Origin of the sequence: Rhizobium sp. C4 (assembly GCF_021026315.1) — a bacterium.
Lineage (GTDB): Bacteria > Pseudomonadota > Alphaproteobacteria > Rhizobiales > Rhizobiaceae > Ensifer_A.
This window is the reverse complement of sequence record NZ_JAJNCX010000002.1, coordinates 65129-90660: the sequence shown is the minus strand read 5'-3', so window position 1 is coordinate 90660 and position 25532 is coordinate 65129. Positions and strand designations below refer to the sequence as shown.

The window sequence follows — 25532 nt, the reverse complement described above, 5'->3', positions numbered from 1 at the left end:
CGGCGAGGCGGAACGCCGGACATGCAGAAGGAACTTGTCATGACGCTCGTATTTCCCGCTCCCGCAACGCCCACGGTTGCCGTTTCCGGTGGCGACGCGCGCTTCCCTGTCCGGCGCATTTTCTGCGTGGGGCGCAACTATGCGGCCCATGCCCGCGAGATGGGCAAGGATCCGGATCGCGAACCGCCGTTCTTCTTCTCGAAGCCCGCCGATGCCGTGGTCGACAGCGGCGAGACGGTCGCCTATCCGCCGCAGACGGAGAATTTCCATTACGAGGCCGAACTGGTCGTTGCCATCGGCAAGGGCGGACGCGACATCGCGCTTGACCAGGCGCTTGATCACGTCTGGGGCTATGCCGTTGGCAATGACCTCACGCGCCGCGACCTGCAGCTCACCGCCCGCGATCAGGGTCGGCCGTGGGATTTCGGCAAGGCCTTCGACCGCTCCGCCATCATCGGCCCGATCCATGCGGTGACCGATGTCGGCCATCCGGACAAGGGTTCGATCCGGCTCACCGTCAACGGGACGGTCAAGCAGGATGCCGATCTTGCGGAACTCATCTGGTCGGTGCCGGACGTGATTTCCTTCCTGTCGCATTCGATTGCGCTCGCCCCCGGCGATCTCATCATGACCGGCACGCCGGCCGGCGTCGGACCTCTCGTTCCCGGCGATGTCTGCGTCGTGTCGATCGAAGGGCTCGGCGCCATCGAAACGAGGATAGGGCCGCGCGCATGACGCTGAAGCTTCACAATTTCTTCCGCTCTTCAACCTCGGTGCGCGTGCGCGCGGCGCTGAACCTGAAGGGTCTGGATTACGACTACATTCCCTATGTGCTGCGCCGGGGCGATACCCGCCAGCCGGATTACCTCGCCATGAACCCGGCCGGTCTCGTACCGGTTCTGGAGCGCGAGGACGGGTCTTATCTGACGCAGTCGCTTTCGATCATCGAGTGGCTGGAGGAGACGCATCCCGAGCCCCCTCTCCTGCCGGCTGATGCGGATGGGCGGGCACGCGTTCGCGCGCTGTCCCTGATGATCGCCTGCGAAGTCCATCCGCTCAACAATCTGCGGGTGCTTGGCTATCTCGGCGAGCGTTTCGGCGCGGACGAGGCCGCACAAAAGGAGTGGTTCACCCATTGGGTCGGGCTCACCTTCGACGCCTTGCAGGCGGAACTTGCCGCCAATCCCCGCACCGGCGCATTCTGCCATGGCGACACGCCGACCATGGCCGATCTCTGCCTCTATGCACAGGTCTGGAACAATCGCCGCTTCGATATCGCAACCGACACCTGGCCGGAGATCGACCGCATCTTCAAGCGCCTCGACGCAATCCCCGCATTCAACAAGGCCGCCCCGCCCAACCAGCCCGATGCGGCGTGAGACCGAGGCCGTCAACAAGGAGGAATTCGTTATGCTCGATCAGGCCAAAAAAGCCCATGCCAATGCGATGATGCCCGACGACACGCCGGAACTGCGCGCCCTTTACCAGGCCTTCGAAGAACAGCAGCTGATGCCGCTCTGGACGCAGGTGGGCAACCTGATGCCACGTCATCCGATGCCGAAGGCCGTGCCGCATCTGTGGCGCTGGGCCGATCTTCTGCCGCTGGCGCAGAAGGCGGGCGAACTCGTTCCCGTCGGCCGTGGCGGCGAGCGCCGTGCACTCGGCCTTGCCAATCCCGGCCTCGGCGGCAATGCCTATATCACCCCGACGCTCTGGGCCGCGATCCAGTATCTGGGACCGCGCGAGACGGCGCCCGAACACCGCCATTCGCAAAACGCGTTCCGCTTCGTCATCGAAGGCGAAGGCGTGTGGACTGTCGTCAATGGCGATCCGGTTCGCATGAGCCGCGGTGATCTTCTGCTCACCCCCGGCTGGCATTTCCATGGCCACCATAACGACACCGACCACCCGATGGCCTGGATCGACGGGCTCGACATTCCCTTCTGCCAGCAGATGGATGTCGGCTTCTTCGAATTCGGCTCGGACCGGGTGACGGATTATTCGACGCCGAAATTCTCGCGCGGCGAACGGCTCTGGTGCCATCCGGGCCTGCGCCCGCTCTCGGGTCTGCGCGACACCGTCAATTCGCCGATCGGCGCCTATCGCTGGGAACATACTGACCGGGCGCTGACCGAACAATTGCTGCTCGAAGAGGAAGGCCAGCCGGCAACCGTCGAACAGGGGCATGCGGCAATCCGCTATGTCAACCCGACGACCGGCGGCGATGTCATGCCGACGATCCGCTGCGAGTTCCATCGCCTGCGCGAAGGCACCGAAACGCCGGTGCGGCGCGAAGTGGGATCGAATGTGTTTCAGGTGTTTCAGGGCAAGGGCGCAGTCGTCATCGACGGCGTCACGCAGACGCTCGATGTCGGCGATATGTTCGTCATCCCGTCCTGGATCTCGTGGTCGTTCCAGGCCGAGACCCAGCTCGATCTCTTCCGCTTCTCCGATGCGCCGATCATGGAGCGGCTGAACTTCATGCGCACCCATGTTGCGGAGCCGGAGCGATGAGCACCGCGCTTAACGAAGCGCGCGCAGCCCTGCGCGCGCGTCAGGGTCTGGGCGCGCGTTACGATGCGCCCGGCGCGCCCTCTCGCGAACTCGACTGGGCGCGTCGCGGCACCGCCTATTTTGCCCGCCTCCTCAACAATCTGCCGGATGAGGCGCTGGACGCGCCGAGCAGGATCCTCGGGTTTTCCAGGCGAAGGCTGATTGCCTCGGTGGGCTATCAGGCAAGGCTGCTGAGCGAAATCGTCGCCTGGGCGAGAACCGGACAGACCGGCCCTTTTCCCAAACAGGCGGCCATTTCGCCCGATGATCTCGAATTCGGCGTTACCCAGCCCTCACGCGCGCTGCGCTACCTGTTCGAACATTCCGCCATTCATCTGAATGTCGAATGGCGCGACCTGAGCGAAGGCGATTGGGACCTGTCAGTGACCGACCTCATGGGAAAGACGATCAAGCTTCGCGACACTCCGCTTCAACGAGCGCGCACGATCTGGCAGCACGCCGTCGATCTCGACGCCGGCGGCAGAATGTCCGACATTCCCCAAGCCATGCCACGATCGTCATAGGCCCCACGGCAACTCGGCAAGGCGGCCTGTCGTCAGCGGCCAGAAGACCGGCAGCTAGGCGAGCCGCGTGATGCGCTCCCTGCCGTCACTCGGCGGCAAGGACTTGCGTCGCATCGATGATCCTCCTGATTTCGGGGCGGCAGGAGCCGCAATTGGTGCCTGCATTCAGGCTTTCGCCGATCTTTTCGACCGACCAGCAGCCCCCGCGCACGGCGCAGGCAATCTCGTTGATGCCGACCGAGAAGCAGGAGCAGACGATGGCGCCCTTGTCCGGCCGGCCGGGTGCCGGACGCCCGGCGATCAGCATGAAGCGGGACGAAGGGTCTGTGTGGCTGACCGTCAATTGCTCGACGGCCCATTGCCGCGAGACCGCGACCGGGCCACGCGCGATGAAAAGTGCCGCTACAAGCCGGTCTCCCTCGAAGACAAGCAGGCGATGATCGCCGCTTTCGGCATCGGCATAGCCGGAAATCTCCACCCCGCCGGCAAGTGCCAGACTTTCCCGCAGCCAGGCCTCCCACCCCTGCCCAGGCACATCGCCCGCAAGTTCCAGACGATAGCCGCCATCCGCCCTGGCAATGGCCCAGTAATCGAAGGGCAGCGACGAAGGCATGGACGATGAAACGAGAAACCCATGAGCCGATGCCGCATACCGGGCAACCGAAACGGCAGCCAGTTTCAGCGCCGGCTGGCCGGAAATCGGATCGACACGGCCGGGCACGAGCGTATCGACCCGCGCGGCGGCGGCCGTCTCGCCCGTCCAGTGCATCGGAACGAAGACCGCGCCCTGCGCCTGCCTGTCCGTCAAGAGTGCGCGGACGATGACCGCGCGTCCCGAAGGAGCAGCGACCCTCACGAGGTCTGCATCGGCAATGCCAAGCGCCTGTGCGTCCAGTGGGTTCATCTCGCAAGACGGTTCGGCCATATGGGCGGAAAGGCGCGCGCTTTTGCCCGTGCGCGTCATCGTGTGCCAATGGTCGCGCACGCGGCCGGTGTTCAGCGTGAAGGGGAACTCCGCATCCCGTGCGGCAGGGGCCGGCGGCGTCACCGGCACAAAACGCGCCTTGCCGTCCGTGTGATAGAAGCGTCCGTCGGCGAAGAAGCGCTTCCGTGGAGACGCGCCCGTCGGCTGCGGCCATTGAAACGGGATGAGCCCTTCATAGCCGGCCTCGTCGATCCCGGCATGGTGGCCGATATCGAAATCGCGTTTGCCCTCATTCTCGAAGGCGGAGAGCGCGGCATGTTCGGCAAAGATCGCCGCAGGCGAGGCGAAATCGAAGGCGGATGCGAAGCCCATGCGCTTGCCGACCTCCGCCATCTGCCACCAGTCCGGCCGCGCCGCGCCGGGGGCCGAGAGGAACGGACGCTGTCGCGAGATGCGACGTTCGGAATTGGTGACGGTGCCGGATTTCTCGCCCCAGCCGGTCGCGGGCAGGAGCACATGGGCAAGCCGCGCGGTGTCCGTCTCCGCCTGGATGTCGGACACGACGACAAAGGGACAGGCTTTCAGCGCTGCCCGCACCGCATCGGCATCCGGCATGGAGACGACAGGGTTGGTCGACATGATCCAGATCGCCTTGATCCGCCCATCCGCCACCGCCTCGAACATCTCGACGGCCTTGAGGCCGGGTGCGCGTGCGATGACGGGCGCGTTCCAGAAACGTTGCACGGTGTCGCAATCCGCCGCGCTGCCGATCTCCATATGGGCGGCGAGCATGTTGGCCAGCCCACCCACCTCGCGCCCGCCCATGGCGTTCGGCTGGCCCGTCAGCGAAAACGGCCCCATCCCCGGCCGGCCGATGCGGCCGGTGGCGAGATGGCAGTTGAGAATGGCATTCACCTTGTCCGTGCCGACCGCCGACTGGTTGACGCCCTGGCTGTAGCAGGTGACGACCTTTTCCGTTTCGCCAAAGAGCCGGAAGAACTGGCGCAGCGCCATGCCGGTAAGGCCGGTCGCCTCGGACAGATCGGCCATATTCAGCCGGGCTGCTGCCATCAGCGCCTCGCTGAAACCCGATGTGTGCGCGCCGACAAAGTCCTCGTCGACCCGGCCGGTATCGGCCAGATGGTGGAAGAGGCCGGTAAACAGCGCCACATCGCCATCGGCGCGGACGGGCAAATGCAGATCGGCAATGTCGCAAGTGGCGGTGCGGCGCGGATCGATCACCACGATCTTCATTGCCGGGCGGGCCGCCTTGGCGGCGACAATCCGCTGGTAGAGGACTGGGTGGCACCAGGCCATGTTTGAGCCGGTGAGAACGACAAGCTCGGCCTCGTCCAGATCCTCGTAGCAGCCCGGAACCGTATCCGCCCCGAAGGCGCGGCGGTGGCCGGCGACCGAGGAGGCCATGCAGAGGCGCGAATTCGTGTCGATATTGGCCGAGCCGATGAAGCCCTTCATCAGCTTGTTGGCGACATAATAATCTTCCGTCAGCAATTGCCCGGAGACATAGAAGGCAACCGAATCCGGTCCATGCGCGGCAATCGTTTGGCTGAAACGTTGCGCGACGAGATCAAGCGCGTCGTCCCAGCTGGCGCGGGCGCCATCGACCTGCGGGTAAAGCACGCGGCCTTCGAGATCGAGCGTTTCGGCCAGCGCCGAGCCTTTGGAACAGAGCCGGCCGAAATTCGCCGGATGGTCCGGGTCGCCCTTGACGCTGACCTTGCCGTCATCCCCGACACGGGCAATCACGCCGCAGCCGACGCCGCAATAGGGGCAAGTGGTGCGGGTTTCAGTGGGCATGGGGATGGCTCCGGAGTTTGGAGGGGCTACCCCCCTCTGTCCTGCCGGACATCTCCCCCGCAAGGGGGGAGATTGGATGGAGCGTGCGCGCCATTCCCCCTCTAACGCTCTCGCATTCTGCTCCAAGGGCTTTAACCGGGCGGTACGGCCACTCCGGGTCAATCTCCCCCCTTGCGGGGGAGATGCCTGGCAAGGCAGAGGGGGGTAACTCGTCCACCATCATCGCCGCCTCACTCCGCCGCAACCAGAGCCGCAGCCTCAAACGCAATCGAAAGCTGCCCGTCGATATTCCTCAGCGGGATCGTCCGCACCGCACCCTCATCGGCCCCCAGCGCCTTGCCGCTTTCCAGCGAGATGACGAAATTGTGCAAGGGGCAGGTGACGGCCTTGCCGTGGACGATGCCCTGGCTCAGCGGTCCCCCCTTGTGCGGGCATTGATCCTCGATGGCGAAGACCTCGTTGTCGGCCGTGCGGAAGACGGCGATCTTGCCCTCCGGCGTTTTTACGCAGCGCGCGCCGCGCAGCGGAATGTCGTCGATATGGCCAATGGCGATCCAGTTGGTGGTCATGATCTCACTCCGCTGCCTGATGAAAGCTGATGGTCGCCATCGGCTTGAACTCGTGCTTGTCCTTGCCGGAGACACGCTCCGACCATGGATCGACCTGGGCGAATGTCTGGGAGAAGACGAAGCGTTCGTAATAGGCGCGGCGTTTGTCGCCATCCTCCATGATCTGCCGGCGGATCTCGTCATGGCCGATGCGTTTCGCCCATTTGTAGATGCGCTCCAGATAGCGGGCCTGCTCGCGATACATCTGGGTCAGTGCCACGATATGCTCCAGCGCCTCGTCCTCGGTCTTGACCAGCCCCAGAACGTCGGTGCCCTTGATGTCGAGACCGGCAGCACCCGCGAAATGGATTTCGAAGCCTGAATCCACGCAGATGACGCCGATATCCTTGCAGGTCGCCTCGGCGCAGTTGCGCGGACACCCCGAGACGGCGAGCTTCAGCTTGGCCGGTGTCCATGAGCCCCACATGAATTTCTCGATGCGGATGCCGAGCCCGGTCGAGTCCTGCGTGCCGAAACGGCACCAGTCGGAGCCGACACAGGTCTTCACGGTGCGCAGGCCCTTGGCATAGGCCTGGCCGGAGACGAAGCCCGCCTTGCCGAGATCGGCCCACACGGCCGGCAGGTCTTCCTTCTCGATGCCGAGAAGGTCGATGCGCTGGCCGCCCGTCACCTTCACCATTGGGATTTCGAACTTGTCGACCACATCGGCAATGGCGCGCAGTTCCGCTGAATTCGTCACGCCGCCCCACATGCGGGGCACGACCGAATAGGTGCCATCCTTCTGGATATTGGCGTGAACGCGCTCGTTGATGAAACGCGACTGATAGTCGTCGGCATATTCGTCCGGCCAGTCGCAGACGAGGTAATAGTTCAGCGCCGGGCGGCACTTGGCGCAGCCGCAGGAGGTCTTCCATTCCAGTTCCTGCATGACGGCGGGAATGGACTTCAGCCCCTTGGCCTTGATCAGCCGGCGCACATCGTCATGGCCAAGCTCGGTGCAAGAACACATGGGCGTGACGGCGGCCGGATTATAGGCGTCGCCCAGCGTCAGTGACATCAGCTGTTCAACCAGCCCCGTGCAATTGCCGCAGGAGGCGGACGCCTTGGTATGCGCCCTGACGCCATCGAGCGTCGTCAGGGCCTTACCGGTGATGGCAGACGTGATCTTGCCCTTGCAGACGCCGTTGCAGCCGCAGATTTCCGCATCATCCGGCAAGGCTGCAACGGCCGCCATAGGGTCCAGCGGAGCGCCCCCCTGAAATGACTGGCCGAAGATCAATGTGTCGCGCATGGCGGAAATGTCGGTGCCCTTCTTCATCAGATCGAAGAACCAGGAACCGTCAGCAGTCTCGCCATAGAGTACCGCGCCGATGATGCGGTCTTCCTTCAGCACGAGCCGCTTGTAGACGCCGGCGGCGGCATCACGCAGCACGATTTCCTGCCGGTCGGGCGCGTCGGCGAAATCGCCGGCGGAGAAGAGGTTGATACCCGTCACCTTCAGCTTCGTATTGGTGACGGAGCCGTGATATTCAGCCTCGCCGCCGGTCAGTCGATCCGCCAGCACGCGGGCGCTTTCATAAAGCGGCGCTACGAGCCCGTAGCACTGGCCGCGATGTTCGGCGCATTCGCCGAGCGCATAGATCGAGGCGTCCGAGGTCAACATGCCGTCGTCCACGACGATGCCGCGATTGACCGCAAGGCCGGCCTCCTTGGCAAGTCCCGACGCCGGGCGGATGCCGACGGCCATGACGACCATGTCACCCTCAATCACCCGCCCGTCTTCCAGTTCGATGCCCTCGACCTTGTCCGTGCCGAGGATCTGCTTGGTGTTGGCCTTGGTGATGATGTCGATGCCGCGCTCGGTCAGCGCCTTTTCGAGAAGATAAGCGGCGGCGGGGTCGAGCTGGCGTTCCATGATCGTTGGCATGAGATGAATAACGGTGACATCCATGCCCTGCCGCTTCAGGCCATAGGCGGCCTCGAGCCCGAGAAGACCTGCGCCAATGACGATGGCGCGGCCTTTGCCCTTGGAGATCTCCAGCATCTGCTCGACATCGTCGAGATCGCGATAGGCGAGAACGCCGGGCAGCTGATGGCCGGGGACCGGGATGATGAAGGGCAGCGAGCCGGTGGCGATGACCAGCTTGTCGTATCCGGCCATGATACCGTTGGCAGACGTCACGGTCCTTGCGTGGCGGTCGATCTCCGTCACCTTCGCGCCCTTGTGGAGCGTGACATTGTTTGCGGCATACCAGTCGTCATTGTGGATGACGATATCCTCATAGGCTTTCTCGCCGGACAGAACGGGCGAGAGCATGATGCGGTCATAGTTGACGCGCGGCTCGGCGTTGAAGATCGTTACCTCGTAAAGACCGGGCGCCTTTTCGAAGAGCTCTTCCAGCATGCGCCCCGGAGCCATGCCATTGCCGATGATCACAAGCTTTTGCGTCATGGTGCTTACTCCGCGGCTTCGACAAAGCGGTGGCGTTCGTAGAGGAACTTCAGCACGGCTTCGCGGGATTTCAGGTAAGTGCGGTCGGCGGAAAGCGCGATGCGGTCGCGCGGCCGCGGGATCGGAACCTCCAGAACCTCGCCGATGCGCGCAGCCGGCCCGTTGGTCATCATGACGATGCGATCGGAAAGCAGCACGGCCTCGTCCACGTCATGGGTGATCATGATCATCGTGTTGCCGAGGCGGGCGTGGATTTCCATCACCGCATCCTGAAGATGGGCGCGGGTCAGCGCATCCAGCGCGCCGAAGGGCTCGTCCAGCAGCAGGATTTTCGGCTCCATGGCAAGCGCGCGGGCAATGCCGACGCGCTGCTTCATGCCGCCGGAGATTTCCGAAGGTCGCTTGTCCTTGGCATGCGCCATCTGCACGAGGTCGAGATTGTGCATCACCCATTCATGCTTCTCGGCCTTGCTCTTACGGCCGGCAAAGACCTTCGAGACGGCGAGATTGACGTTTTCGTAGACCGTCAGCCAGGGCAGCAGCGAATGGTTCTGGAAGACGACGGCGCGTTCCGGGCCCGGCGCGTTGACCTCGATATTGCTGAGCAGGATCGCGCCGGTGGTGACGCGGGTCAGCCCCGCGATGAGGTTGAGCAGCGTCGATTTCCCGCAGCCGGAATGGCCGATGATGGAGACGAATTCTCCCTTCTCGATGGTCAGCGACACGTCCTTCAGGACATCGGTGCGCACGCCGCCGCGCTCGAAACTCTTGTCGATATGGTCGATTTTCAGATAGCTCGTCATGACGACCTCCCTCAATTGCTGCGCGTGACGATGGTCCCGACAAAGGCAACGAGCTTGTCGAGAATGAAGCCGGTGACGCCGATATAGACGAGCGCCACGATGATGTCGGAGAGGCGCGACGAGTTCCACGCATCCCAGATGAAGAAGCCGATTCCGACGCCGCCGGTCAGCATTTCCGCCGCAACAATGGCGAGCCACGACAAGCCGACGCCGATGCGAAGTCCTGTGAAGATGTAAGGAGCGGCAGCCGGGATCATGATGCGGAAGAAGAATTCCAGCTGGTTGAGACGCAGCACGCGGGCGATGTTGCGATAGTCATCGGGAATATTGCGGACGCCAACGGCGGTGTTGATGATCACCGGCCAGATCGAGGTGATGAAGATCACGAAAATGGCTGACGGGCTGCTGTCGCGAAAGGCGGCAAGCGACAGCGGCAGCCAGGCGAGCGGCGGCACGGTGCGCAGCACCTGGAAGATCGGATCAAGCCCGCGCATCGCCCAGACCGACTGGCCGACGACCGCACCGAGGATAACGCCGACAATGGCCGCAAGGCCGAAACCGATGGCCACGCGCTCCAGCGAGATCAGCACACGCCAGGCAAGCCCAATGTCCTGCGGCCCGTTGTTGAAGAAGGGCGAGGTGATGAGATCGGCGCTGTCGGTCCAGATCTGCGACGGGGCCGGCAGGCTGGCGCCCGGATGCGAACAGGCCAGCTGCCAGACGCCGAGGATGATCAGAACCACGACAAACGGCGGCACGATATTGCGGGCAGCAGCGGCCAGCATGGCCTGCGGCTGGAAGGTGCGGCGCGCGGCACGCGGCATCACGACGACCGTCGCCGTGTTGGTCGCGGGCGTCGCCTCGGACACGGGTTGAGCCTTGAGGGCAGTTGCGGTCATGGGGTTCATCCTGTTTCGTCGCTTTGGTTTTACGCAATTCCGGACGCGAAACCGGTTCCCACTTTCGCTGGAATTGCTTTGGGTTCGGGTGAAAGCCCCGCCCGCTGCGAGGGGAAAGCAGCGGGCGGGGCCGCATGACCGTCAGGCCATCGCCTTGATCTTCAGGCTGTCGAGATAAGCCTTGGGATTTTCCGGATCGAAGACCTTGCCGTCGAAGAAGGTCTCTTTCCCGCGCGAGGACGAGGCCGGAATGTCGGCGGCGGCGACGCCGAGATCCTTGGCGGCCGAGCGCCAGATGTCTTCGCGGTTCACCTTGTCGACCAGCGCCTTGATATCCGTGTCGGGCGCAAACTTGCCCCAGCGGATATTCTCGGTGAGGAACCAGGCGTCGTGGCTCTTGAACGGATAGGAGGCATGGTCCTTCCAGAACTTCATTTCGAGCCCGGTCTTTTCCACGAGGCGACCGTTGCCGTAGTTGATCGTGCCCTTGAGGCGGCCGGCGACGTCCTTTGGCGGCACGTTGAACCATTGGCGCTTGCCAAGGATCGCCGACATCTCTTCCTTGTTGTCCATGCTGTCGGCCCACATCTGGGCTTCCATCACGGCCATCATCAGGGCTTTCGCCGCATTCGGGTTCTTCTCGATCCAGTCGGTGCGCAGCCCCAGCGCCTTTTCCGGGTGGCCTTTCCAGAGTTCGCCCGTCGTACAGGCGGTAAAGCCGATGCCCTGGTTGACGAGCTGTTCGTTCCACGGCTCGCCGACACAGAAGGCATCCATATTGCCGACCTTCATGTTGGCAACCATCTGCGGCGGCGGAACGACGATGGTGGAAACGTCCTTGTCCGGATCGATGCCGCCAGCGGCGAGCCAGTAGCGGATCCAGAGGTCATGCGTGCCGCCGGGGAAGGTCATCGCGACCTTCACTTCGCCGCCCTTTGCCTTCTTGGCCGCGAAGGCTTCCTTCAGCTTCGAAGCGTCGATCTGCACACCCGTCTGGGCATATTCCTGCGCAACCGAAATGCCCTGGCTGTCGAGATTGAGGCGGGCGATGATCGACATCGGCACGGGCACATTGTTCTGCGTCACCTTGCCGGTCGAGATGAGGTACGGCATGGGGGTCAGGATATGCGCGCCGTCAATGCCGTTGGCGGCCCCACCGAGCACGAGATTGTCGCGGGTGGCGCCCCAGGAGGCCTGCTTGATGACCTCGACCTCGGTGAGCCCATGTTTGTCGAAAATGCCCTTTTCCTTGGCGATCAGCAGCGGCGCGGCATCGGTGAGCGCGATATAACCGAGCTTGAGGCCCTTGACTTCGGGGCCGGCCGATTGCGCGAAGGCTCCGGACGGAAATGCCATTTTCACTGCGCTGATCAGCGCTGCTGCGGATGTGACCTTGAGCAGATCGCGGCGGCCAATCCCTGTTCCTGTCGTCTTCGTCATTGCTTCGTGTCCCTCTGGTGATGTGACGGAGATGCGGAAAAACAAAAAGACGCCGCTGGTTAGTGCAACAACGGGATGGAGGTGTTCCCGTGTGCAGAACCAAGCGACGTCGATGTCTCTGGTGAGCGCGCTTCAGGCGCTCTTGTGTCCGGTCGCCGTTGACCGGATGTGATTAGCAATGCAAACACCGTGCCAGTTTGTCGGCGACTGCCCTATCTGGCTGGAATCGAAACGAATTTCTGTTCTGGCCGGCTCATCAGCCACAGGCCGATACGGCGCAAATAGCGATGAATAATTCAGCAGTGCAGATTTCATGCGTATTTTTTGTGCAGTGCAGCGTGGTCAGTCCTCTTGGGCATTCGGGGCAGGCGACGCGCCCGTCTTCACCGCGAAGCGGGCGACATAGTCCTGCATATGCTGCGGTTCGAAGGCCTGTTCATCCATGAAAGCGGAGAGCATGGCGACCTCTTCCGTGGCGTCCGGGAGGGAAGCGTCAGCGCCCAGCGCATTGCGATAGAGGTCGGGGCGATAGGCGTTTTCGGCGCGGGCGCAGTTTTCTTCCGAAAAGCCCGCCTGCCCCCAGCGCATCATCTGGCTATAGATCCAGAGCGCCTGATTGGGACGCGGATAATTGGCCGCGCCGCGATGGAAGAGGAAGTAGTCGGGGATGATCCGCTTGTTGCCGCGCGCATCCAGGCTGAACTCGCCATCGAGCACCCGGCGGATAATGTCGCGCGGAGCCGGGATATAGGGCGGCGAGCTGAGAATTTCGGCAAGTTGATCGTGATGGCCGGGATCATCGCACCAGCGCGCCGCACGGTCGAGGGCCACGATTAGGCGGGAGACCGTATCGGCATTCGCCTCGGCCCATTCGGGGCGCAGGCCGATCACCTTCTCGGGCGCGAGAGGCCAGATATCCTGCTTTGCCGCCACGATCCGGCCGATGCCGCGTTCAGACGCCACCATGTTCCAAGGCGCGCCGACGCAGAACCCGTCGATGGCGCCCGCGGCCAGCGCATCGGAGGTGAGCGGTGGCGGCACGACGACGAGCTTTACGTCCCGGTCCGGGTCGATGCCGCCGGCGGCGAGCCAGTAGCGGAACTCGTAGTTATGCGAGGAGAAGGGATAGGTCATGCCGAGCGTCGGCGTGGCCTCGCCGCGCGCCCGCATGTCTGAAAGCACAGCCGCAAGTGCCTGCGCGTTGGCGAGCGCGCTCGCATCGTCCGGCAGGCCAGTCAGCGCCTGCATGCGTTCGAAGATGCGGGTGGAAAGCGTGATCGCGTTGCCGCCGCGCCCAAGCGAGAAGGGCGTGATGGTCGGCGACGGGTTGGAGCCGAGCCCGAGCATGGAGGCAACGGGCATGGGCGAAAGCATATGGGCGATATCAAACTGCCGAAACGCCAGCCGGTCGCGCACATTGGCCCAGGAGACATCGCGCACCAGATCGAGCCGCAGCCCTTCCTTCTCCGCAAAGCCGAGTTCAGCCGCCACGATGAGGATCGAGGCATCCATCAGCGGAATGAAGCCGGCGCGCAGCGTCTTCTGCTCTTTCGACACCCGTGGCGGCGCAGCGACAGACCCTATAGCGCTCATGGAAAACATCTCACTCATCGCAAAGTCTCCGGATCGCCTCGCCCATCACAGCAACAGCCCCGCTGCGGTGACCACGCTCTGCGCGATGTCGGCGATCTTCTTCTTTTCGTTCATGGCGGACTGTCGCAGCAGCGCGAAAGCCTCTTCCTCGCTCAAGCCGCGCATCTTCATCAGAATGCCCTTGGCGCGCTCGATGATCTTGCGCTCCTCCAGCGCATTGCGCGCCTCGGCGAGTTCGCGCTGCAGGCGGCTGAAGGCGTTGAAACGGCTGACCGCCATGTCGAGGATCGGTTTGACGCGCTCCTTCTTCAGACCGTCGACGATGTACGCCGAGACGCCGGCATCGACGGCCGCTTCGATGGAAGCCGTGTCCGAGCGGTCGACGAACATGGCAATCGGCCGCGAGACCGAACGGGTGAGCTGGAACATGTGCTCCATCATGTCGCGGTTCGGGCTTTCAATATCAATTATGATGACGTCCGGCTGCAGCGTCTCAATGAGCCGCGCCACGCCGTTGACCTCGTGAATGACCGTCACCCTGCAATGGCCGGCCTCGGCCAGTCCCTCCTCGATGATCGAGGCGCGGATCGCGTTCTCGTCGATCACCAGGATCGTCAGGTCCGCGGTGATCTTCGACCCGCTCAATGCACCGTCCCGACAAGGTAGGAGCCGAAACTGGTCGCGGCGGCGAGGAGAGACCAGCGCGAGGCGATGAAGCGTTCGCCGAGAAGCGCAAGGGCGATGCCGCAGGCCAGCAGAGCCACAGCAACAAGAGCCGTGCCGTTCACGAAAAGCATGGCGATGGCGCCCAGGAATATGCTGGAGCCCAGCACGATCGTGGCGAGTTCCATCCGAGAAACAGCAGCCTCCATCCTGTAGCCCGAAGCAAAGGCTGACCAGCTGAAGGCAATCGCAAGACATAGGAACGGCAAATAGGCTGCCAAGGTCTCTCTCCGGTGAACCAGATAAGAACAAGCAATCCGCATGCCAGCACACTCCGCCACCTGTTTTTCAGGGGTGGCGGAGTGTGAGCGGTCGGCGCGAGGAACTGCACTGCCTAAATTTCAGGCAGGCGCGGCAGTCTGCACGTTGCGGTCAGCGATCAGGCCGCGGCGATCACGGGATAGTCGGTGTAGCCTTCCGCACCGCCGCCGGCATAGAAGAAGGCCCGGTTCGGCTCGTTGAGCGGGGCGCCGGTCTTCAGGCGATTGACGAGATCCGGATTGGCGAGCGCCATGGCGCCAAGCGCCTCGATATCCGCACGACCTGCCGCCACGTCTGCGCCGATCTGGTCGCGCGGGCGGGCGGGGCGGTTGACCACCAGCGTGCCACCAAAGGCGCCCCGGATCTCCTGCAGGAATGCATCGCTGCGGACATGGAGGACATGCAGATAGGCGAGGTCCATCTTGCCGAGTTCCGCCGCCAGATAGCGATAGAGATCGTCATTACCCTCGCCTTCGGCAATACCGCCGGTCGGCACGCCGGGCGAGAGGCGGATCGCGGTCTTATCTGGGCCGATCGCCTCGTCGACCGCACGCGCGACCTCGATGGCGAAACGCGCCCGGTTCTCCATCGAGCCGCCATACTCATCCGTCCGCCGGTTGGCGTTGGGCGCCAGGAACTGGTGCACCAGATAGCCATTGGCCCCATGGATCTCGACACCATCTGCCCCGGCCTCGACGGCACGCTTGGCGGCATGGGCAAAGGCGGCAATCGTCTGGCGGACCTCCGGGGTTTCCAGTGCCCGCGGCACCGGAACCGGCTGCATGCCCGTCATCGTGAACATCTCGTCGCCTGCCGAGAGGGCGGACGGCGCCACGGGCTGGCGGTGATGCGGCGTGTTGTCGGGATGCGACCGCCGGCCGACATGCATGAGCTGGATGAACAGGCGCCCGCCGCCGGCATGCACGGCGTCTGCGACCTTGCGCCAGCCCGCGACATGCGCATCCGTGTAGATCCCGGGTGTTGCGAGATAGCCCTGCCCGTCTTCCGACGGCTGGGTTCCCTCGGTGATCAGCAGACCGATTGAAGCGCGCTGGGCATAGTATTCGGCAGCGAGATCGCCCGGCGTGCCGTCAGGCTTGGCGCGGCTGCGGGTCATCGGCGCCATGGCCAGGCGATGCGGCAGCGTGTTGCCGGCGAATGTGATCGGGCTCCAGAGATCGGTCATTTTGTGCTCCTGTGAATGCGGTTCGAAACTTGAAACGGGACAACCGGCCAGCGGCGCGGTGTCGAAAGACACGTCTCAATTTACTGATCCACATTCGTTCCAATAGACGCTATATCTGGACTCATTGTCTCACAGGTGGAACATATGGATCTTCTAGCCCTCGCCGATTTCAATCTCGTGGCCCGCCATGGCGGGTTTGGAAAGGCCGCACGCATGTCCGGCCGACCCAAGGCCACCCTCTCCCGCCGTGTCGCCGAACTGGAGGCTAGTCTAGATCTCCGGCTCTTCGAGCGCGGCGCGCGGAACCTGAAGCTGACGCAAGAGGGACAGGCGCTGTTCGAGCGGACCGGCCAGCTGCTGACAGAACTTGAGGAAACGACGACGGCGATCGCCTCGGGCGGCCAGTCGCCGCGTGGCCGCCTGCGCATCAGTGCGCCGCTGATGTTCTCGCAGGCCGCGCTCGGCAAGCTCGCCGCGGGTTTCGTGATGCAATATCCGGACGTGCGGGTGGAGATCGTCGTCGAGGACCGTCCGGTGGACATGATCGAGGAGGCCTATGACCTCGTCATCCGTGTCAATCCGGAGCCGGACGTCAATCTCGTCGGCCGCCCCTTCCTGCACGACCGGCAGGTCGTCGTCGCGGCCCCGGGTCTTGCATGGCCGCAGGACGGAGCGGAAGTCCCCGCCGTGGTGCGCGGACCTATCCGCAGAGCCGAGACCTGGACGCTGGCGACACCGGACGGGCCAAAGGCGCTGACAATTCTGCCGGTGCTCAGCATGTCGTCCAACACGATGATCCGCGATGCGGTCCTGCTGGGGGCTGGCGTGGCGCGTCTGCCGCTTTCGCTGGTCAGCCGTGCCCTCGCCTCCGGGCAGCTCGTGCGCTGGGGCGAGGTCGAGGGCATGCAGGTCGCGCTCTGGGCGCTCTACCCCTCGCGGCGCCTGCTGAGTGCTCGCGTCTCCGCCTTTCTCGATTATCTGAAGAAGGCCTTCCCCCACGGCACGCCGGAAGAGCTTGCCGCCTATCTGGGCTGAGTGGCGGCAAAAATCGGTACTGCCACAACATTGAAATAAATCCAGGGTAGATTTATAGTCCGACACACCGACAGGTTTAAGCCGCGCGATTGCGCGTCATGTGCTGTGCCGTCCGGTCTGCAAGCGACCACTCCGCATAACGGGTGGTGTCGTCCGATTGAGATGAATGCGTGAATGTCGTCCGGCTTCTCCGGCGTCCCGATGCGAATGCGACAGCGTGCAACGCGTGGCCCCGCGCCACCCAGATCCCGGATGGAACCATGAGAACTCGCAAGACTGACAATGGCATTACCGTAAACGCCGTCGCCGGCACCTATGTCGTGCTGCTGGGCTGGACGATCGAGGAGCGGCTGCGCCCCGGTTTGCGCGGCTTCGCGGTCAAGCGCACCGACCCGGTCGAGCAGGAGACCTACTGGATGAAGGGCGCGAAGACCTTCAAGTCCGTTAATCCCTATCCAGCGCCCGGCGAACAGTTCTCGAGCCTGCAGCACCCATTCCAGTCCTTCCAGTGGGCCGACTATTCGGCCAAGCCGGACCGTCCCTATACCTATGAACTCGTGCCCATGTATGGCGACCCGAATGCGCTGGAAGCCCACCCATCAGTTTCCGTCGACGTGCACACCGAATCCACCCATGGGTCCGATCACAGTGTGTTCTTCAATCGGGGATCGCCTGCGACCCAGGAATATGCGCGCCGCTTCCAGAACAAGAAGCCGTCCGTGGCTGGACCGGGCGCCTATCAATGGCTGTCGCGCGGACTGGAGGAAAGCATCCTCGCCTTCATCCGCCGTGCCGAAGGCAAGGGCTGGAGCCTGCGCGGCGCGTTCTACGAGTTTCAGTGGAAATCCGTGCTTGAAGAGCTTGGCGCCGCCCGTGATCGCGGTGTCTCCGTCAAGATCGTGTTCGACGATATCGAGAGTGCCACCGGGCCCTGGACGGACAACGAGACGGCGATCAAGGCGGCAAAGCTCAGCGATATCGTGATCCCGCGCACGAATGGCACGCTGATGCACAACAAGTTTCTGGTGCTGAGCAAGGATGAGACGCCGCAGGCGCTGCTCTTCGGTTCGACGAACCTCACGGAGAACGGGATTTTCGGTCACGCCAATTGCGTGCATGTGATCGAGGGCGACGATCCGGCCCGCAAATATCTCGCCTATTTTGATGCCTTGACCGGCGACCCGCTGACCACGAGGGAATCGCGCTACAAGCAGGACAATGTCGATCGCAGCCCGGCGCCGGTCGAGCTCGAAGCGCAGCATCTCGCGCCCGTCTTCTCGCCACGGCCCGATCTCAAGGCGCTGCAATGGTATGTCGATCTGGCGGACGAGGCCGACAAGGGCCTGTTCATGACCTTTGCCTTCGGCATGAACGACCTCTTCGCCAATATCTATGGCCAGCAGGACGGTATTCTGCGCATGGCGCTGATGGAGCAGGAGTGGAACGGTCGCAACAAGGAGGCGCAGATCGCGAAGGTTCGCGCCCTTCAGGCCCTTCCCAATGTCGTCATCGCCATCGGAAACCGCATCCCGCTGTCCGGCTTCGACCAATGGCTGGGAGAACTCGAACGTGTCACCTCGCGCGTGAATGTCCATTGGGTCCACACCAAGTTCATGCTCGTCGATCCGCTCGGTACGGATCCGGTCGTCGTCACCGGATCGGCCAATTTCAGCGATGCCAGCACGAAGACCAATGACGAGAACATGGTGGTGATCCGGGGCAGCACGCGCGTCGCTGATATCTACATGGGCGAGTTCTTCCGCCTGCACTCGCATTACGCCTTCCGGCAGGCCGTGGGCATCTTCCTCGAAAAGAATCCCGGCGCGTCGCCGGAGGATTTCGAGCGGAGGTTCCTGCAGGATCAAGGCGACTGGACGCAGGACTATTTCACGCCCGGCGACCGCAACGCGCGAACCGCGCGCCGCCTCTATTTCTCCGCCTCGTGAGATAGCGCCGCCGGCACTCCAGCGACAACCGCTGGAACTGTCGACCCGGGTGAGCCCTCTCCCTTACCCGGCTGCAAGCTCGCGGGCCGGGAGCGTGGTGAGGTCGAGCGTGTGCCCCGGGACAGCGATCGTGTTCCAGCTGATCAGGGCAATCTGGAGCTTCTCCGCCTCGGTCAGCGGCGGTGGCGCGGCGCGGCGCCATTTGAGCGTGTTGCGAATGCCGCCGCCTATATAGCCGGCAAGCGTTCCGGACGGAATGTCGCTGAGAAACCCGGCCGCCTTGCCGGCCGTCATCAGGCCGATGGAATATTCGTTCGTCTCCTCGAACATGTCCACCAGCTCCTGCGGCGAGATCAGGGGCACGTTGGAGAGATATTCGAACAGGATCGCCCTGTCATGATCCTCCCACATGAAGTCGATATAGTCGTAGATGTACCTGAAGATGCGGTCGCGGGGGTTCAACGCCTCCGCGTCCGGAAAGATCAGCCGTTCGGCGATCGTGTCGGCGAGCTGCGTATAGACGCCGCGTACCATGTCATCCTTGGATTTGAAGTAGTTGTAGATCGAGCCTGTGGCCACGCCCGCCTGTTCTGCAATCGCGGCCATCGAGCATTGCAGGCCGTTTGCCACGATCAGTTTGGCGGCGGCATCGAGAATGCGGGCACGCCGCTTTGGGTCTAGTTCCATTCTGAATGAACCTTCATTCATCTGTCATCGGGCAAAGCTAACAATGCTCGTGCATCAAGGCAAGAGGCGGATCGGACGATCCCCACCTTGGAACCCAACCAGGAACCCCAGCCATGACCGAACTCCTTACTTTCGTGCATCTGACTGATCTCCATGTCGGCAACCCGAACATCGTCGATGAGCGCCTCTATTCCGAAACCTCGAAGACGCTCGCCACGATCCTTGCCGACGTCAAGCGCATTTCGCCGAAGCCCCGCTTCATCGTCGCCAGCGGCGACCTGACGAACCAGGGCGATGAAGGTTCCTATGAAGAGCTGACGCGTCTCTTTGATGAAGCAGACCTCGATATCCCCGTGCTTTTCGCACTCGGCAACCACGACAAGCGCGAAGGCTTCTACCGCGCCATGAAAGGCCAGACCGAGAACCTCACCGCCCCTTACGACCATTCGACCGTCATCGATGGCCTGCACATCATCGTGCTGGATACCAGCGCTCCCTTCAAGGTCGGTGGCATCTTCGAAGCCGGCCAGGCCGAATGGCTGGAAAGCGAACTCGCCCAGCATGCCGATCTGCCGAAGCTCCTCGTCATGCATCACGCCCCTGCGCTGGATGACGACGCCTCGTTGGAGTGGGAATCTCTGTCTTTTGCCGACACAGAAACGCTGCGCCAGCTCGTAGCGGGCCACAATGTCGTCGGCATTCTCTCCGGCCATATCCACTATGACCGCGTCAGCAACTGGCATGGCATTCCGGTCGTCGTTGGCGTTGGCCAGCATGCGGCCACCGACATTCTCGCCTTCCCGGAAACCTTCCGCATGGTGTCCGGCGCGTCGTTTGCCATCGGCACGCTGCGCCCGTCGGGCCTGACGATCTCCTTCGTGCCGCAGCCGTCGGAGCGCCGCGAACTCCACAGCTTCAGCTTCGCCCACATGGCGGAAATCCTGAAACGCTACGAAGATCAGGCAGCGCTTGCTGCTGCTGAGTGATGGAGAGACAGATGAACCGCAGAACGCTTCTTTCCGCCGGCGTCTCGCTGGCTCTCGGCGCCCTTGCGCTGCCCGCCTTCGCCTTTGCCGGTGACATTCCGGCCAAGGTCGAGGCACCCGTCACGATCAGCTACTACAACTACAACCTTGCCACCGCTGGTATCGGCGGCGAGGCGACGAAGAAGCTGATCGCCGAATTCGAGGCTGCCAATCCGAACATCAAGGTCAACGGCGTCGGCGTGACGTCTGCCGAAATCAGCACACGCGTCCAAGCCGATGTCGCTGCCGGCCGCGGTCCGGATGTCGCCCAGATGGTGTTTTCGGATTTCGACTTCATGGTCCACAACCTCGGTGCCGTGGCGCTCGAAGACATCATTCCGACGGCAGAGCTGAAGGCGCATTTCGAGGGCATTTCGCCCAAGGGTCTGGCGCTTGGCGTCTATGAAGGCAAGACCTATGGTCTCGCCTACACGTTCTCAACGCCGGTTCTCTTCTACAATGCCGACCTCTTCCGCAAGGCTGGCCTTGACCCGGAAAATCCGCCCAAGACCTGGGCCGAAGTGAAGGTCGCCGCCAAGGCGATCGTCGACAAGGCCGGTGCCGAAGGCATTGCCACCGGCATTTTCGGACCGTCCGCCGGCGACTGGCTGTTCCAGGGGCTGATCCGTTCCAACGGTGCGAGCGTGCTCTCCAAGGACCGCAAGACGCTGACCTTCGCCTCCGCCGAAGGCATCGAGGCTGTCTCGATGCTGCAGGACCTCTACAAGTCCGGCGTCTACAGCAATCTCGACATCTCCGCCGCCATGGACGCCATGGCTGCCGGCACGGTCGGCATGTATCTGCAGACCTCTGCCGTGCAGGGCTATCTGGTGAAGGGTGCGAAGGGCAATTTCGAGCTTCGCGCCTCGACCATGCCGCGCTTCGGCGACAAGCCGGTGCGTCCGAACAACTCGGGCTCGGCACTCGTCATCATGAGCCATGACCCGGTCAAGCAGCGCGCCGCCTGGGAACTCATGAAGTTCATGACTTCCAAGCATGCCTACACAGTCATCACCTCGCAGATCGGCTACCTGCCGCTGCGCACGGACATCGTCAACGACCCGCAATATCTCGGTGAATGGGTCAAGGATCATCCGCTGATCCAGCCGAACCTGCAGCAGCTGGCAGTTCTCGAGCCTTGGGAATCCTTCCCCGGCGCCAACTATCGCCAGATCGTCAAGACGATGATGGACGGCGCCGAACAGGCCGTCTTCGGTGGCGGCGACCCGGCCAAGGCGATGAAGGATGCACAGGCTAACGCCCAGAAGCTGATGCCCGCCGCGATGAACTGACCGGCACACGACCATACCCGGCGGGGCCATCTCCGCCGGGACCATCCTGAACGTTTCAAGGGACGATGAGATGACCGCCGCCATCGCCACCATGGGCAGCACCGAGAAGCCGCTTGCCCGCCGCCGCACCCGCACGGCCAATCGCAGGCTTCTGCCCTGGCTTTACCTCTCGCCGGTCATCGCGACCTTCATCGTCTGGATCTACTGGCCGCTGATCGATGCGTTTCGTCTCAGCTTCTACCAGTGGGACATGCTGCCGACCTCGCCCATCGTGCCCGTCGGCTGGACGAATTACATCAACATCTTCTCCCTGCCCAAATTCTGGCAGGCGCTCGGCAATACCGGCTGGTACATCGCGGGTCTATTGCCACTCGCTGTCGCGCTGCCGCTGGCAATTGCCATTTTCACCGCCGATCTGCCGCCGCGCGCCCGAATGGTCTATCGCGGCATCATCTTCGTGCCGATGATCGTTGCCCCGGTCGTTGCCGCCGCCATCTGGCGCTGGCTGCTCGATCCGGGCCATGGCATGGTCAACATGATGATGCGTGATTTCGGCTTCCGTCCGTTGCGCTTCCTGCAAGATCCCAATCTCGCCCTCTGGACCATCGTAGTTCTCACCGGCTGGAAGCTGATCGGCTTTTCGACGCTGATCCTGTCTGCGGCGAACGCAAACATCAATCCGTCGCTGATCGAGGCGGCGCGGATGGATGGGGCAAGCAAGTGGGAGATCATCCGCGATATCCGCCTGCCGCTCCTGAGTTCCACCGTGCTCTTCCTCGTCATGATGACGATCCTCTTGGGCGCACAATGGAGCTTCTCCTATATCAATGTGCTCACCGGCGGCGGCCCACTCGGCTCCTCCACCAACATCTATTACGTGCTCTGGGATTTCGGCTTCTCCAGCCTCTCCGTCGGGTGGAGTTCGGCGGCCGCCGTCATTCTCTTCCTCGGCTTCGGCGCGCTCGCCTTCGTCCTCTTCCGGCTGATCGACAAGGTTTCGTTCCATGACAACTGACGCGCTCGCCCTCCCCCGTCGCGCCCGCCGGGCAAGCTCGGCTTCGGGCTGGCTGAAGGGCTTCGACCTTGCCGGTGGCCATGTCGTGATGGCTTTGCTGTCACTCTTCTGCCTGTTTCCGGTCTACTGGATGATCGTCACGTCGCTGCGCCCGGCCAACAAGGTGTTCGAGCGCAGCCTCTGGCCCACCGCCGCCTCGCTCGACAACTATACCTATGCGCTGAACGCCATCCCGATCGGCCAGATGCTCGTCAACACGCTGATCGTGGCCGCAATCGTCACCGTCGTCCAGCTCATAACCGGCCTGCTCGCGGCCTATGCCTTCGCCCGCTGGCGCTTCCCCTTCGACAAGCTGGTGCATGTGCTGATCGCGCTGACCTGGCTTGTGCCGTTGCAGGTGGTGATGATCCCGAATTACCTGCTGATCGCCAATGCCGGCCTGCTCGACAGCCTGACAGCGCTCATCCTGCCGCATTTCGCCTCGGCGCTTGCCGTCCTCATGCTGCTTCAGGCCATGCGCAGTTTCCCGAACGAGGTACTGGAGGCGGCGCGCATGGATGGCGCGGGCAGCTGGCGGGTGCTGTGGGAGGTCGTAACACCCAACCTGCGCGGCACGATTGCTTCGCTCGCCATCCTCATCTTCATCTCGACCTGGAACGAATATTTCTGGCCGTTACTGCTGACTCGTACACCGGAGCATAGCGTCATCCAGATCGGCATCCAGATGTTCATGACATCGGAAGGCACGCAATGGGGGCCGCTGATGGCAGCCTCGACGCTCGCCAGCCTGCCGATCTTCATCCTCTATATCGTCCTGCAACAGCAGGTCGTCTCCTCCTTCATGAAATCGGGGATCCGCTGATGGGTATGCATCCGAACCGCCACCTGCCGATCGATGGCACGTTCAATATCCGGGATCTCGGCGGCTATTCGGCCGGCGCAGCTGAAACGCTCTGGCGCCGCATTCTCCGAGCCGATGGCCTGCACCGCATCACCGAAGCCGGCCGCGATACACTCGTTTCCGAAGGTGTCCGGACCGTCATCGACCTGCGCCGCCCTGCCGAGCTTGAGGCGCAACCCAATCCGTTCGCCGCCGACACCCGCGTGCGCTACGTCAATGTCTCGCTGTTCGAAAATCTCGCGCCAACCTATGGGCCGCAGATCGACACATTGCATGCGCTTTACGTCCGGGCGCTTGAGGAGCGTATGGAGGTTATCGCCTCGATCCTGACCGTGATTGCCGAGGCAGAGGCGGGTGCCGTGCTTTTCCATTGCACTGCAGGCAAGGACCGCACCGGACTGATCGCCGCCCTTCTTCTCGTGAACGCGGGTGTTGCCGACGACGATATCATCGCGGACTACGCATTGACGGGGCGGATGATTGCGCCGCTTCTGGAGGACATTCTGGCACATGCCGCCGAGCAGGGCATGGACGAAGAGGCCATGCGACCGCTGCTGGCCTGCGCGCCTGAAACCATGCGCGCGACGCTCGCCCATATCGGCGAACGGCATGGCTCCATCGCCCACTATCTGAATGCTCTTGGCCTCGGCGATGCTGTCGCGGGCCGCCTCAAGTCCAAGCTCACGGGAGATGCGCAATGACCCATCTGACGTTGAATTCGCTTCGCAAGGCCTATGACGGCAAGGAAGTGCTGCATGGCATCGACGCCGAGATCGAAAACGGCCAGTTCGTTGTCATCGTCGGCCCGTCGGGCTGCGGCAAGTCCACGCTGCTGCGCATGATCGCCGGCCTTGAGGACATCACGTCCGGCATGTTCATGATCGATGGCGAGCTGATGAACGATGTCGAGCCGGCCGACCGCGGCTGCGCCATGGTTTTCCAGAACTATGCACTCTATCCGCATATGACGGTGCGCAGGAACATGGATTATCCGCTGAAGATCGCCGGTCTTTCCAAAGAAGAGCGCCGCCGTCGTGTTGACGAGGCCGCAGCCATTCTGGGGCTCGAACCCTATCTCGACCGCCGCCCGGCGCATTTGTCCGGCGGCCAGCGCCAGCGCGTCGCCATGGGCCGCGCCATCGTGCGCGAGCCCTCCGTCTTCCTCTTCGACGAACCCTTGTCCAACCTTGACGCCAAGCTGCGCGTGCAGATGCGCATCGAGATCAAGAAGTTGCATCGCCGGCTGAAAGCCACCTCGATTTTCGTCACCCATGACCAGGTCGAGGCGATGACGCTCGCCGATCTCCTGATTGTCATGAATGGCGGTCGCATCGAGCAGATCGGTACACCCTCCGTCGTTTATCACGAGCCGGCGAGCATGTTCGTTGCCGGCTTCCTCGGTTCGCCCGCCATGAACCTCCTGCCGGCCGAAATCCGCGATGGCCAGCTTCGCCTAACCGGAATGCCGGCTTCGCCTCTGGCCGAGGTTGCGGCTGGCATTGCCGAAGGTCCGGTCACGGTCGGCATTCGCCCCGAGGCCATCCTGCTCAGCGGCAATCAGTCCGAAGGCTTGCCCGTAACCATCGATCTCGTTGAGGAACTGGGCGGCAGCCGTATTGCCTATTGCGCACTGGCGGATACCGCGCTTGCCGTTGTCCTGCCAACCGACGGCCGGGGCCAGGAAGGACGTGAAGTCCGTCTCCTCCTGCCCGCGGAAGCGCTGCATATCTTCGAAACCGCGAGCGGCGTGCGCCGGGATTACACGCTCGCGCCAGTGAGCCCTGCGACTGAGGTCCGCAATGCTGCCGGGCTGCGTGACATGGTCATACCGGTCTAAATCAGGCCTTGCGCAGGCGAGGAAGGTCGTGGACGAAGGGTATTGATA

General features: G+C 63.0%; 23 protein-coding genes. 12 read left to right on the top strand and 11 right to left on the bottom strand.

Annotation, left to right across the window (positions count from 1 at the left end; all coding sequences use genetic code 11):
- Positions 1-39 precede the first annotated feature (39 nt).
- Genes LQK84_RS04030 through LQK84_RS04015 form a run of 4 tightly spaced genes read left to right on the top strand, consistent with a single transcriptional unit; the run spans position 40 to position 3077 of the window.
- On the top strand, positions 40-735 hold the full coding sequence (locus tag LQK84_RS04030) for a fumarylacetoacetate hydrolase family protein (RefSeq protein ID WP_442966893.1): 696 nt from the start codon (positions 40-42) through the stop codon (positions 733-735).
- Positions 732-1379 carry a maleylacetoacetate isomerase gene (gene maiA, locus LQK84_RS04025; RefSeq protein ID WP_230827364.1) on the top strand — a complete coding sequence of 216 codons (648 nt, stop codon included), beginning with the start codon at positions 732-734 and terminating at the stop codon, positions 1377-1379. The genes LQK84_RS04030 and maiA overlap by 4 nt, the downstream gene beginning before the upstream one ends.
- A gap of 31 nt (positions 1380-1410) precedes the next feature.
- Positions 1411-2514 carry a cupin domain-containing protein gene (locus tag LQK84_RS04020; protein WP_230827363.1) on the top strand — a complete coding sequence of 368 codons (1104 nt, stop codon included), beginning with the start codon at positions 1411-1413 and terminating at the stop codon, positions 2512-2514.
- Positions 2511-3077, top strand: coding sequence for a maleylpyruvate isomerase N-terminal domain-containing protein (locus LQK84_RS04015; RefSeq protein WP_230827362.1), 567 nt, complete (start codon positions 2511-2513; stop codon positions 3075-3077). Before LQK84_RS04020 ends, LQK84_RS04015 begins: the two co-directional genes overlap by 4 nt.
- Positions 3078-3162: 85 nt before the next feature.
- Here the strand turns inward: LQK84_RS04015 and LQK84_RS04010 are convergent, their stop codons facing one another.
- The 10 genes from LQK84_RS04010 to LQK84_RS03965 form a co-directional block, all read right to left on the bottom strand.
- Positions 3163-5820, bottom strand: coding sequence for a nitrate reductase (locus tag LQK84_RS04010; RefSeq protein ID WP_230827361.1), 2658 nt, complete (start codon positions 5818-5820; stop codon positions 3163-3165).
- A gap of 230 nt (positions 5821-6050) precedes the next feature.
- On the bottom strand, positions 6051-6389 hold the full coding sequence (gene nirD, locus LQK84_RS04005; RefSeq protein WP_230827360.1) for a nitrite reductase small subunit NirD: 339 nt from the start codon (positions 6387-6389) through the stop codon (positions 6051-6053).
- 4 nt (positions 6390-6393) lie between these two features.
- Positions 6394-8841: a nitrite reductase large subunit NirB gene (nirB, locus tag LQK84_RS04000; protein WP_230827359.1), complete on the bottom strand. Its 2448-nt coding sequence runs from the start codon at positions 8839-8841 to the stop codon at positions 6394-6396.
- A 5-nt stretch (positions 8842-8846) separates the two neighbouring features.
- A complete protein-coding gene (locus LQK84_RS03995) occupies positions 8847-9644 on the bottom strand; it encodes an ABC transporter ATP-binding protein (protein ID WP_230827358.1) in 798 nt (265 codons plus the stop codon).
- Between the two features lie 11 nt (positions 9645-9655).
- Complete coding sequence (gene ntrB / locus LQK84_RS03990) at positions 9656-10543, bottom strand: nitrate ABC transporter permease (RefSeq protein ID WP_230827357.1); 888 nt, start codon at positions 10541-10543, stop codon at positions 9656-9658.
- Positions 10544-10684: 141 nt separating this feature from the next.
- Entirely contained in the window at positions 10685-11983 is a 1299-nt protein-coding gene (locus LQK84_RS03985; protein WP_230827356.1) for a CmpA/NrtA family ABC transporter substrate-binding protein, read from the bottom strand.
- 342 nt (positions 11984-12325) lie between these two features.
- Positions 12326-13585 (bottom strand): CmpA/NrtA family ABC transporter substrate-binding protein, encoded by a 1260-nt coding sequence (locus LQK84_RS03980; RefSeq protein ID WP_442966892.1) that lies wholly within the window; start codon positions 13583-13585, stop codon positions 12326-12328.
- A gap of 36 nt (positions 13586-13621) precedes the next feature.
- On the bottom strand, positions 13622-14221 hold the full coding sequence (locus LQK84_RS03975; protein WP_230827354.1) for an ANTAR domain-containing response regulator: 600 nt from the start codon (positions 14219-14221) through the stop codon (positions 13622-13624).
- Positions 14218-14520, bottom strand: a complete 303-nt coding sequence (locus LQK84_RS03970) for a hypothetical protein (RefSeq protein WP_230827353.1) — start codon at positions 14518-14520, stop codon at positions 14218-14220. Before LQK84_RS03970 ends, LQK84_RS03975 begins: the two co-directional genes overlap by 4 nt.
- Positions 14521-14678: 158 nt before the next feature.
- Positions 14679-15746, bottom strand: a complete 1068-nt coding sequence (locus LQK84_RS03965; protein ID WP_230827352.1) for an alkene reductase — start codon at positions 15744-15746, stop codon at positions 14679-14681.
- Between the two features lie 144 nt (positions 15747-15890).
- Here LQK84_RS03965 and LQK84_RS03960 point away from each other — a divergent pair, with 144 nt between their 5' ends.
- Together LQK84_RS03960 and LQK84_RS03955 are read left to right on the top strand one after the other, a co-directional pair.
- On the top strand, positions 15891-16781 hold the full coding sequence (locus LQK84_RS03960) for a LysR family transcriptional regulator (protein WP_230827351.1): 891 nt from the start codon (positions 15891-15893) through the stop codon (positions 16779-16781).
- Positions 16782-17041: 260 nt separating this feature from the next.
- Positions 17042-18727 carry a phospholipase D-like domain-containing protein gene (locus LQK84_RS03955; protein ID WP_230827350.1) on the top strand — a complete coding sequence of 562 codons (1686 nt, stop codon included), beginning with the start codon at positions 17042-17044 and terminating at the stop codon, positions 18725-18727.
- A 63-nt stretch (positions 18728-18790) separates the two neighbouring features.
- On the opposite strand, the gene LQK84_RS03950 is transcribed toward LQK84_RS03955, so the two are convergent.
- Positions 18791-19414 carry a TetR/AcrR family transcriptional regulator gene (locus LQK84_RS03950; RefSeq protein WP_230827349.1) on the bottom strand — a complete coding sequence of 208 codons (624 nt, stop codon included), beginning with the start codon at positions 19412-19414 and terminating at the stop codon, positions 18791-18793.
- Positions 19415-19527: 113 nt separating this feature from the next.
- Here LQK84_RS03950 and LQK84_RS03945 point away from each other — a divergent pair, with 113 nt between their 5' ends.
- The 6 genes from LQK84_RS03945 to LQK84_RS03920 all read left to right on the top strand — a co-directional run bounded on the left by LQK84_RS03945 (position 19528) and on the right by LQK84_RS03920 (position 25484).
- Positions 19528-20400 carry a metallophosphoesterase gene (locus tag LQK84_RS03945; protein ID WP_230827348.1) on the top strand — a complete coding sequence of 291 codons (873 nt, stop codon included), beginning with the start codon at positions 19528-19530 and terminating at the stop codon, positions 20398-20400.
- Positions 20401-20411: 11 nt separating this feature from the next.
- Entirely contained in the window at positions 20412-21731 is a 1320-nt protein-coding gene (locus LQK84_RS03940) for an ABC transporter substrate-binding protein (RefSeq protein WP_230827347.1), read from the top strand.
- A 70-nt stretch (positions 21732-21801) separates the two neighbouring features.
- The gene (locus LQK84_RS03935; RefSeq protein WP_230827346.1) at positions 21802-22746 is read left to right on the top strand and encodes a carbohydrate ABC transporter permease; all 945 of its coding nucleotides are present in this window, start codon (positions 21802-21804) and stop codon (positions 22744-22746) included.
- On the top strand, positions 22736-23608 hold the full coding sequence (locus LQK84_RS03930; RefSeq protein WP_230827345.1) for a carbohydrate ABC transporter permease: 873 nt from the start codon (positions 22736-22738) through the stop codon (positions 23606-23608). Before LQK84_RS03935 ends, LQK84_RS03930 begins: the two co-directional genes overlap by 11 nt.
- Positions 23608-24348 (top strand): tyrosine-protein phosphatase, encoded by a 741-nt coding sequence (locus LQK84_RS03925; RefSeq protein ID WP_230827344.1) that lies wholly within the window; start codon positions 23608-23610, stop codon positions 24346-24348. The genes LQK84_RS03930 and LQK84_RS03925 overlap by 1 nt, the downstream gene beginning before the upstream one ends.
- Positions 24345-25484 (top strand): ABC transporter ATP-binding protein, encoded by a 1140-nt coding sequence (locus LQK84_RS03920; protein WP_230827343.1) that lies wholly within the window; start codon positions 24345-24347, stop codon positions 25482-25484. Before LQK84_RS03925 ends, LQK84_RS03920 begins: the two co-directional genes overlap by 4 nt.
- Positions 25485-25532 lie beyond the last annotated feature (48 nt).

Excerpts from the sequence above, each read along its gene's own strand:
- LQK84_RS04030 (WP_442966893.1), top strand. The coding sequence starts at position 40 with ATGACGCTCGTATTTCCCGCTCCCGCAACGCCCACGGTTGCCGTTTCC.
- maiA (WP_230827364.1), top strand. The coding sequence starts at position 732 with ATGACGCTGAAGCTTCACAATTTCTTCCGCTCTTCAACCTCGGTGCGC.
- LQK84_RS04020 (WP_230827363.1), top strand. The coding sequence starts at position 1,411 with ATGCTCGATCAGGCCAAAAAAGCCCATGCCAATGCGATGATGCCCGAC.
- LQK84_RS04015 (WP_230827362.1), top strand. The coding sequence starts at position 2,511 with ATGAGCACCGCGCTTAACGAAGCGCGCGCAGCCCTGCGCGCGCGTCAG.
- LQK84_RS04010 (WP_230827361.1), bottom strand. The coding sequence starts at position 5,820 with ATGCCCACTGAAACCCGCACCACTTGCCCCTATTGCGGCGTCGGCTGC.
- nirD (WP_230827360.1), bottom strand. The coding sequence starts at position 6,389 with ATGACCACCAACTGGATCGCCATTGGCCATATCGACGACATTCCGCTG.
- nirB (WP_230827359.1), bottom strand. The coding sequence starts at position 8,841 with ATGACGCAAAAGCTTGTGATCATCGGCAATGGCATGGCTCCGGGGCGC.
- LQK84_RS03995 (WP_230827358.1), bottom strand. The coding sequence starts at position 9,644 with ATGACGAGCTATCTGAAAATCGACCATATCGACAAGAGTTTCGAGCGC.
- ntrB (WP_230827357.1), bottom strand. The coding sequence starts at position 10,543 with ATGACCGCAACTGCCCTCAAGGCTCAACCCGTGTCCGAGGCGACGCCC.
- LQK84_RS03985 (WP_230827356.1), bottom strand. The coding sequence starts at position 11,983 with ATGACGAAGACGACAGGAACAGGGATTGGCCGCCGCGATCTGCTCAAG.
- LQK84_RS03980 (WP_442966892.1), bottom strand. The coding sequence starts at position 13,585 with ATGTTTTCCATGAGCGCTATAGGGTCTGTCGCTGCGCCGCCACGGGTG.
- LQK84_RS03965 (WP_230827352.1), bottom strand. The coding sequence starts at position 15,746 with ATGACCGATCTCTGGAGCCCGATCACATTCGCCGGCAACACGCTGCCG.
- LQK84_RS03960 (WP_230827351.1), top strand. The coding sequence starts at position 15,891 with ATGGATCTTCTAGCCCTCGCCGATTTCAATCTCGTGGCCCGCCATGGC.
- LQK84_RS03955 (WP_230827350.1), top strand. The coding sequence starts at position 17,042 with ATGAGAACTCGCAAGACTGACAATGGCATTACCGTAAACGCCGTCGCC.
- LQK84_RS03950 (WP_230827349.1), bottom strand. The coding sequence starts at position 19,414 with ATGGAACTAGACCCAAAGCGGCGTGCCCGCATTCTCGATGCCGCCGCC.
- LQK84_RS03945 (WP_230827348.1), top strand. The coding sequence starts at position 19,528 with ATGACCGAACTCCTTACTTTCGTGCATCTGACTGATCTCCATGTCGGC.
- LQK84_RS03940 (WP_230827347.1), top strand. The coding sequence starts at position 20,412 with ATGAACCGCAGAACGCTTCTTTCCGCCGGCGTCTCGCTGGCTCTCGGC.
- LQK84_RS03935 (WP_230827346.1), top strand. The coding sequence starts at position 21,802 with ATGACCGCCGCCATCGCCACCATGGGCAGCACCGAGAAGCCGCTTGCC.
- LQK84_RS03930 (WP_230827345.1), top strand. The coding sequence starts at position 22,736 with ATGACAACTGACGCGCTCGCCCTCCCCCGTCGCGCCCGCCGGGCAAGC.
- LQK84_RS03925 (WP_230827344.1), top strand. The coding sequence starts at position 23,608 with ATGGGTATGCATCCGAACCGCCACCTGCCGATCGATGGCACGTTCAAT.
- LQK84_RS03920 (WP_230827343.1), top strand. The coding sequence starts at position 24,345 with ATGACCCATCTGACGTTGAATTCGCTTCGCAAGGCCTATGACGGCAAG.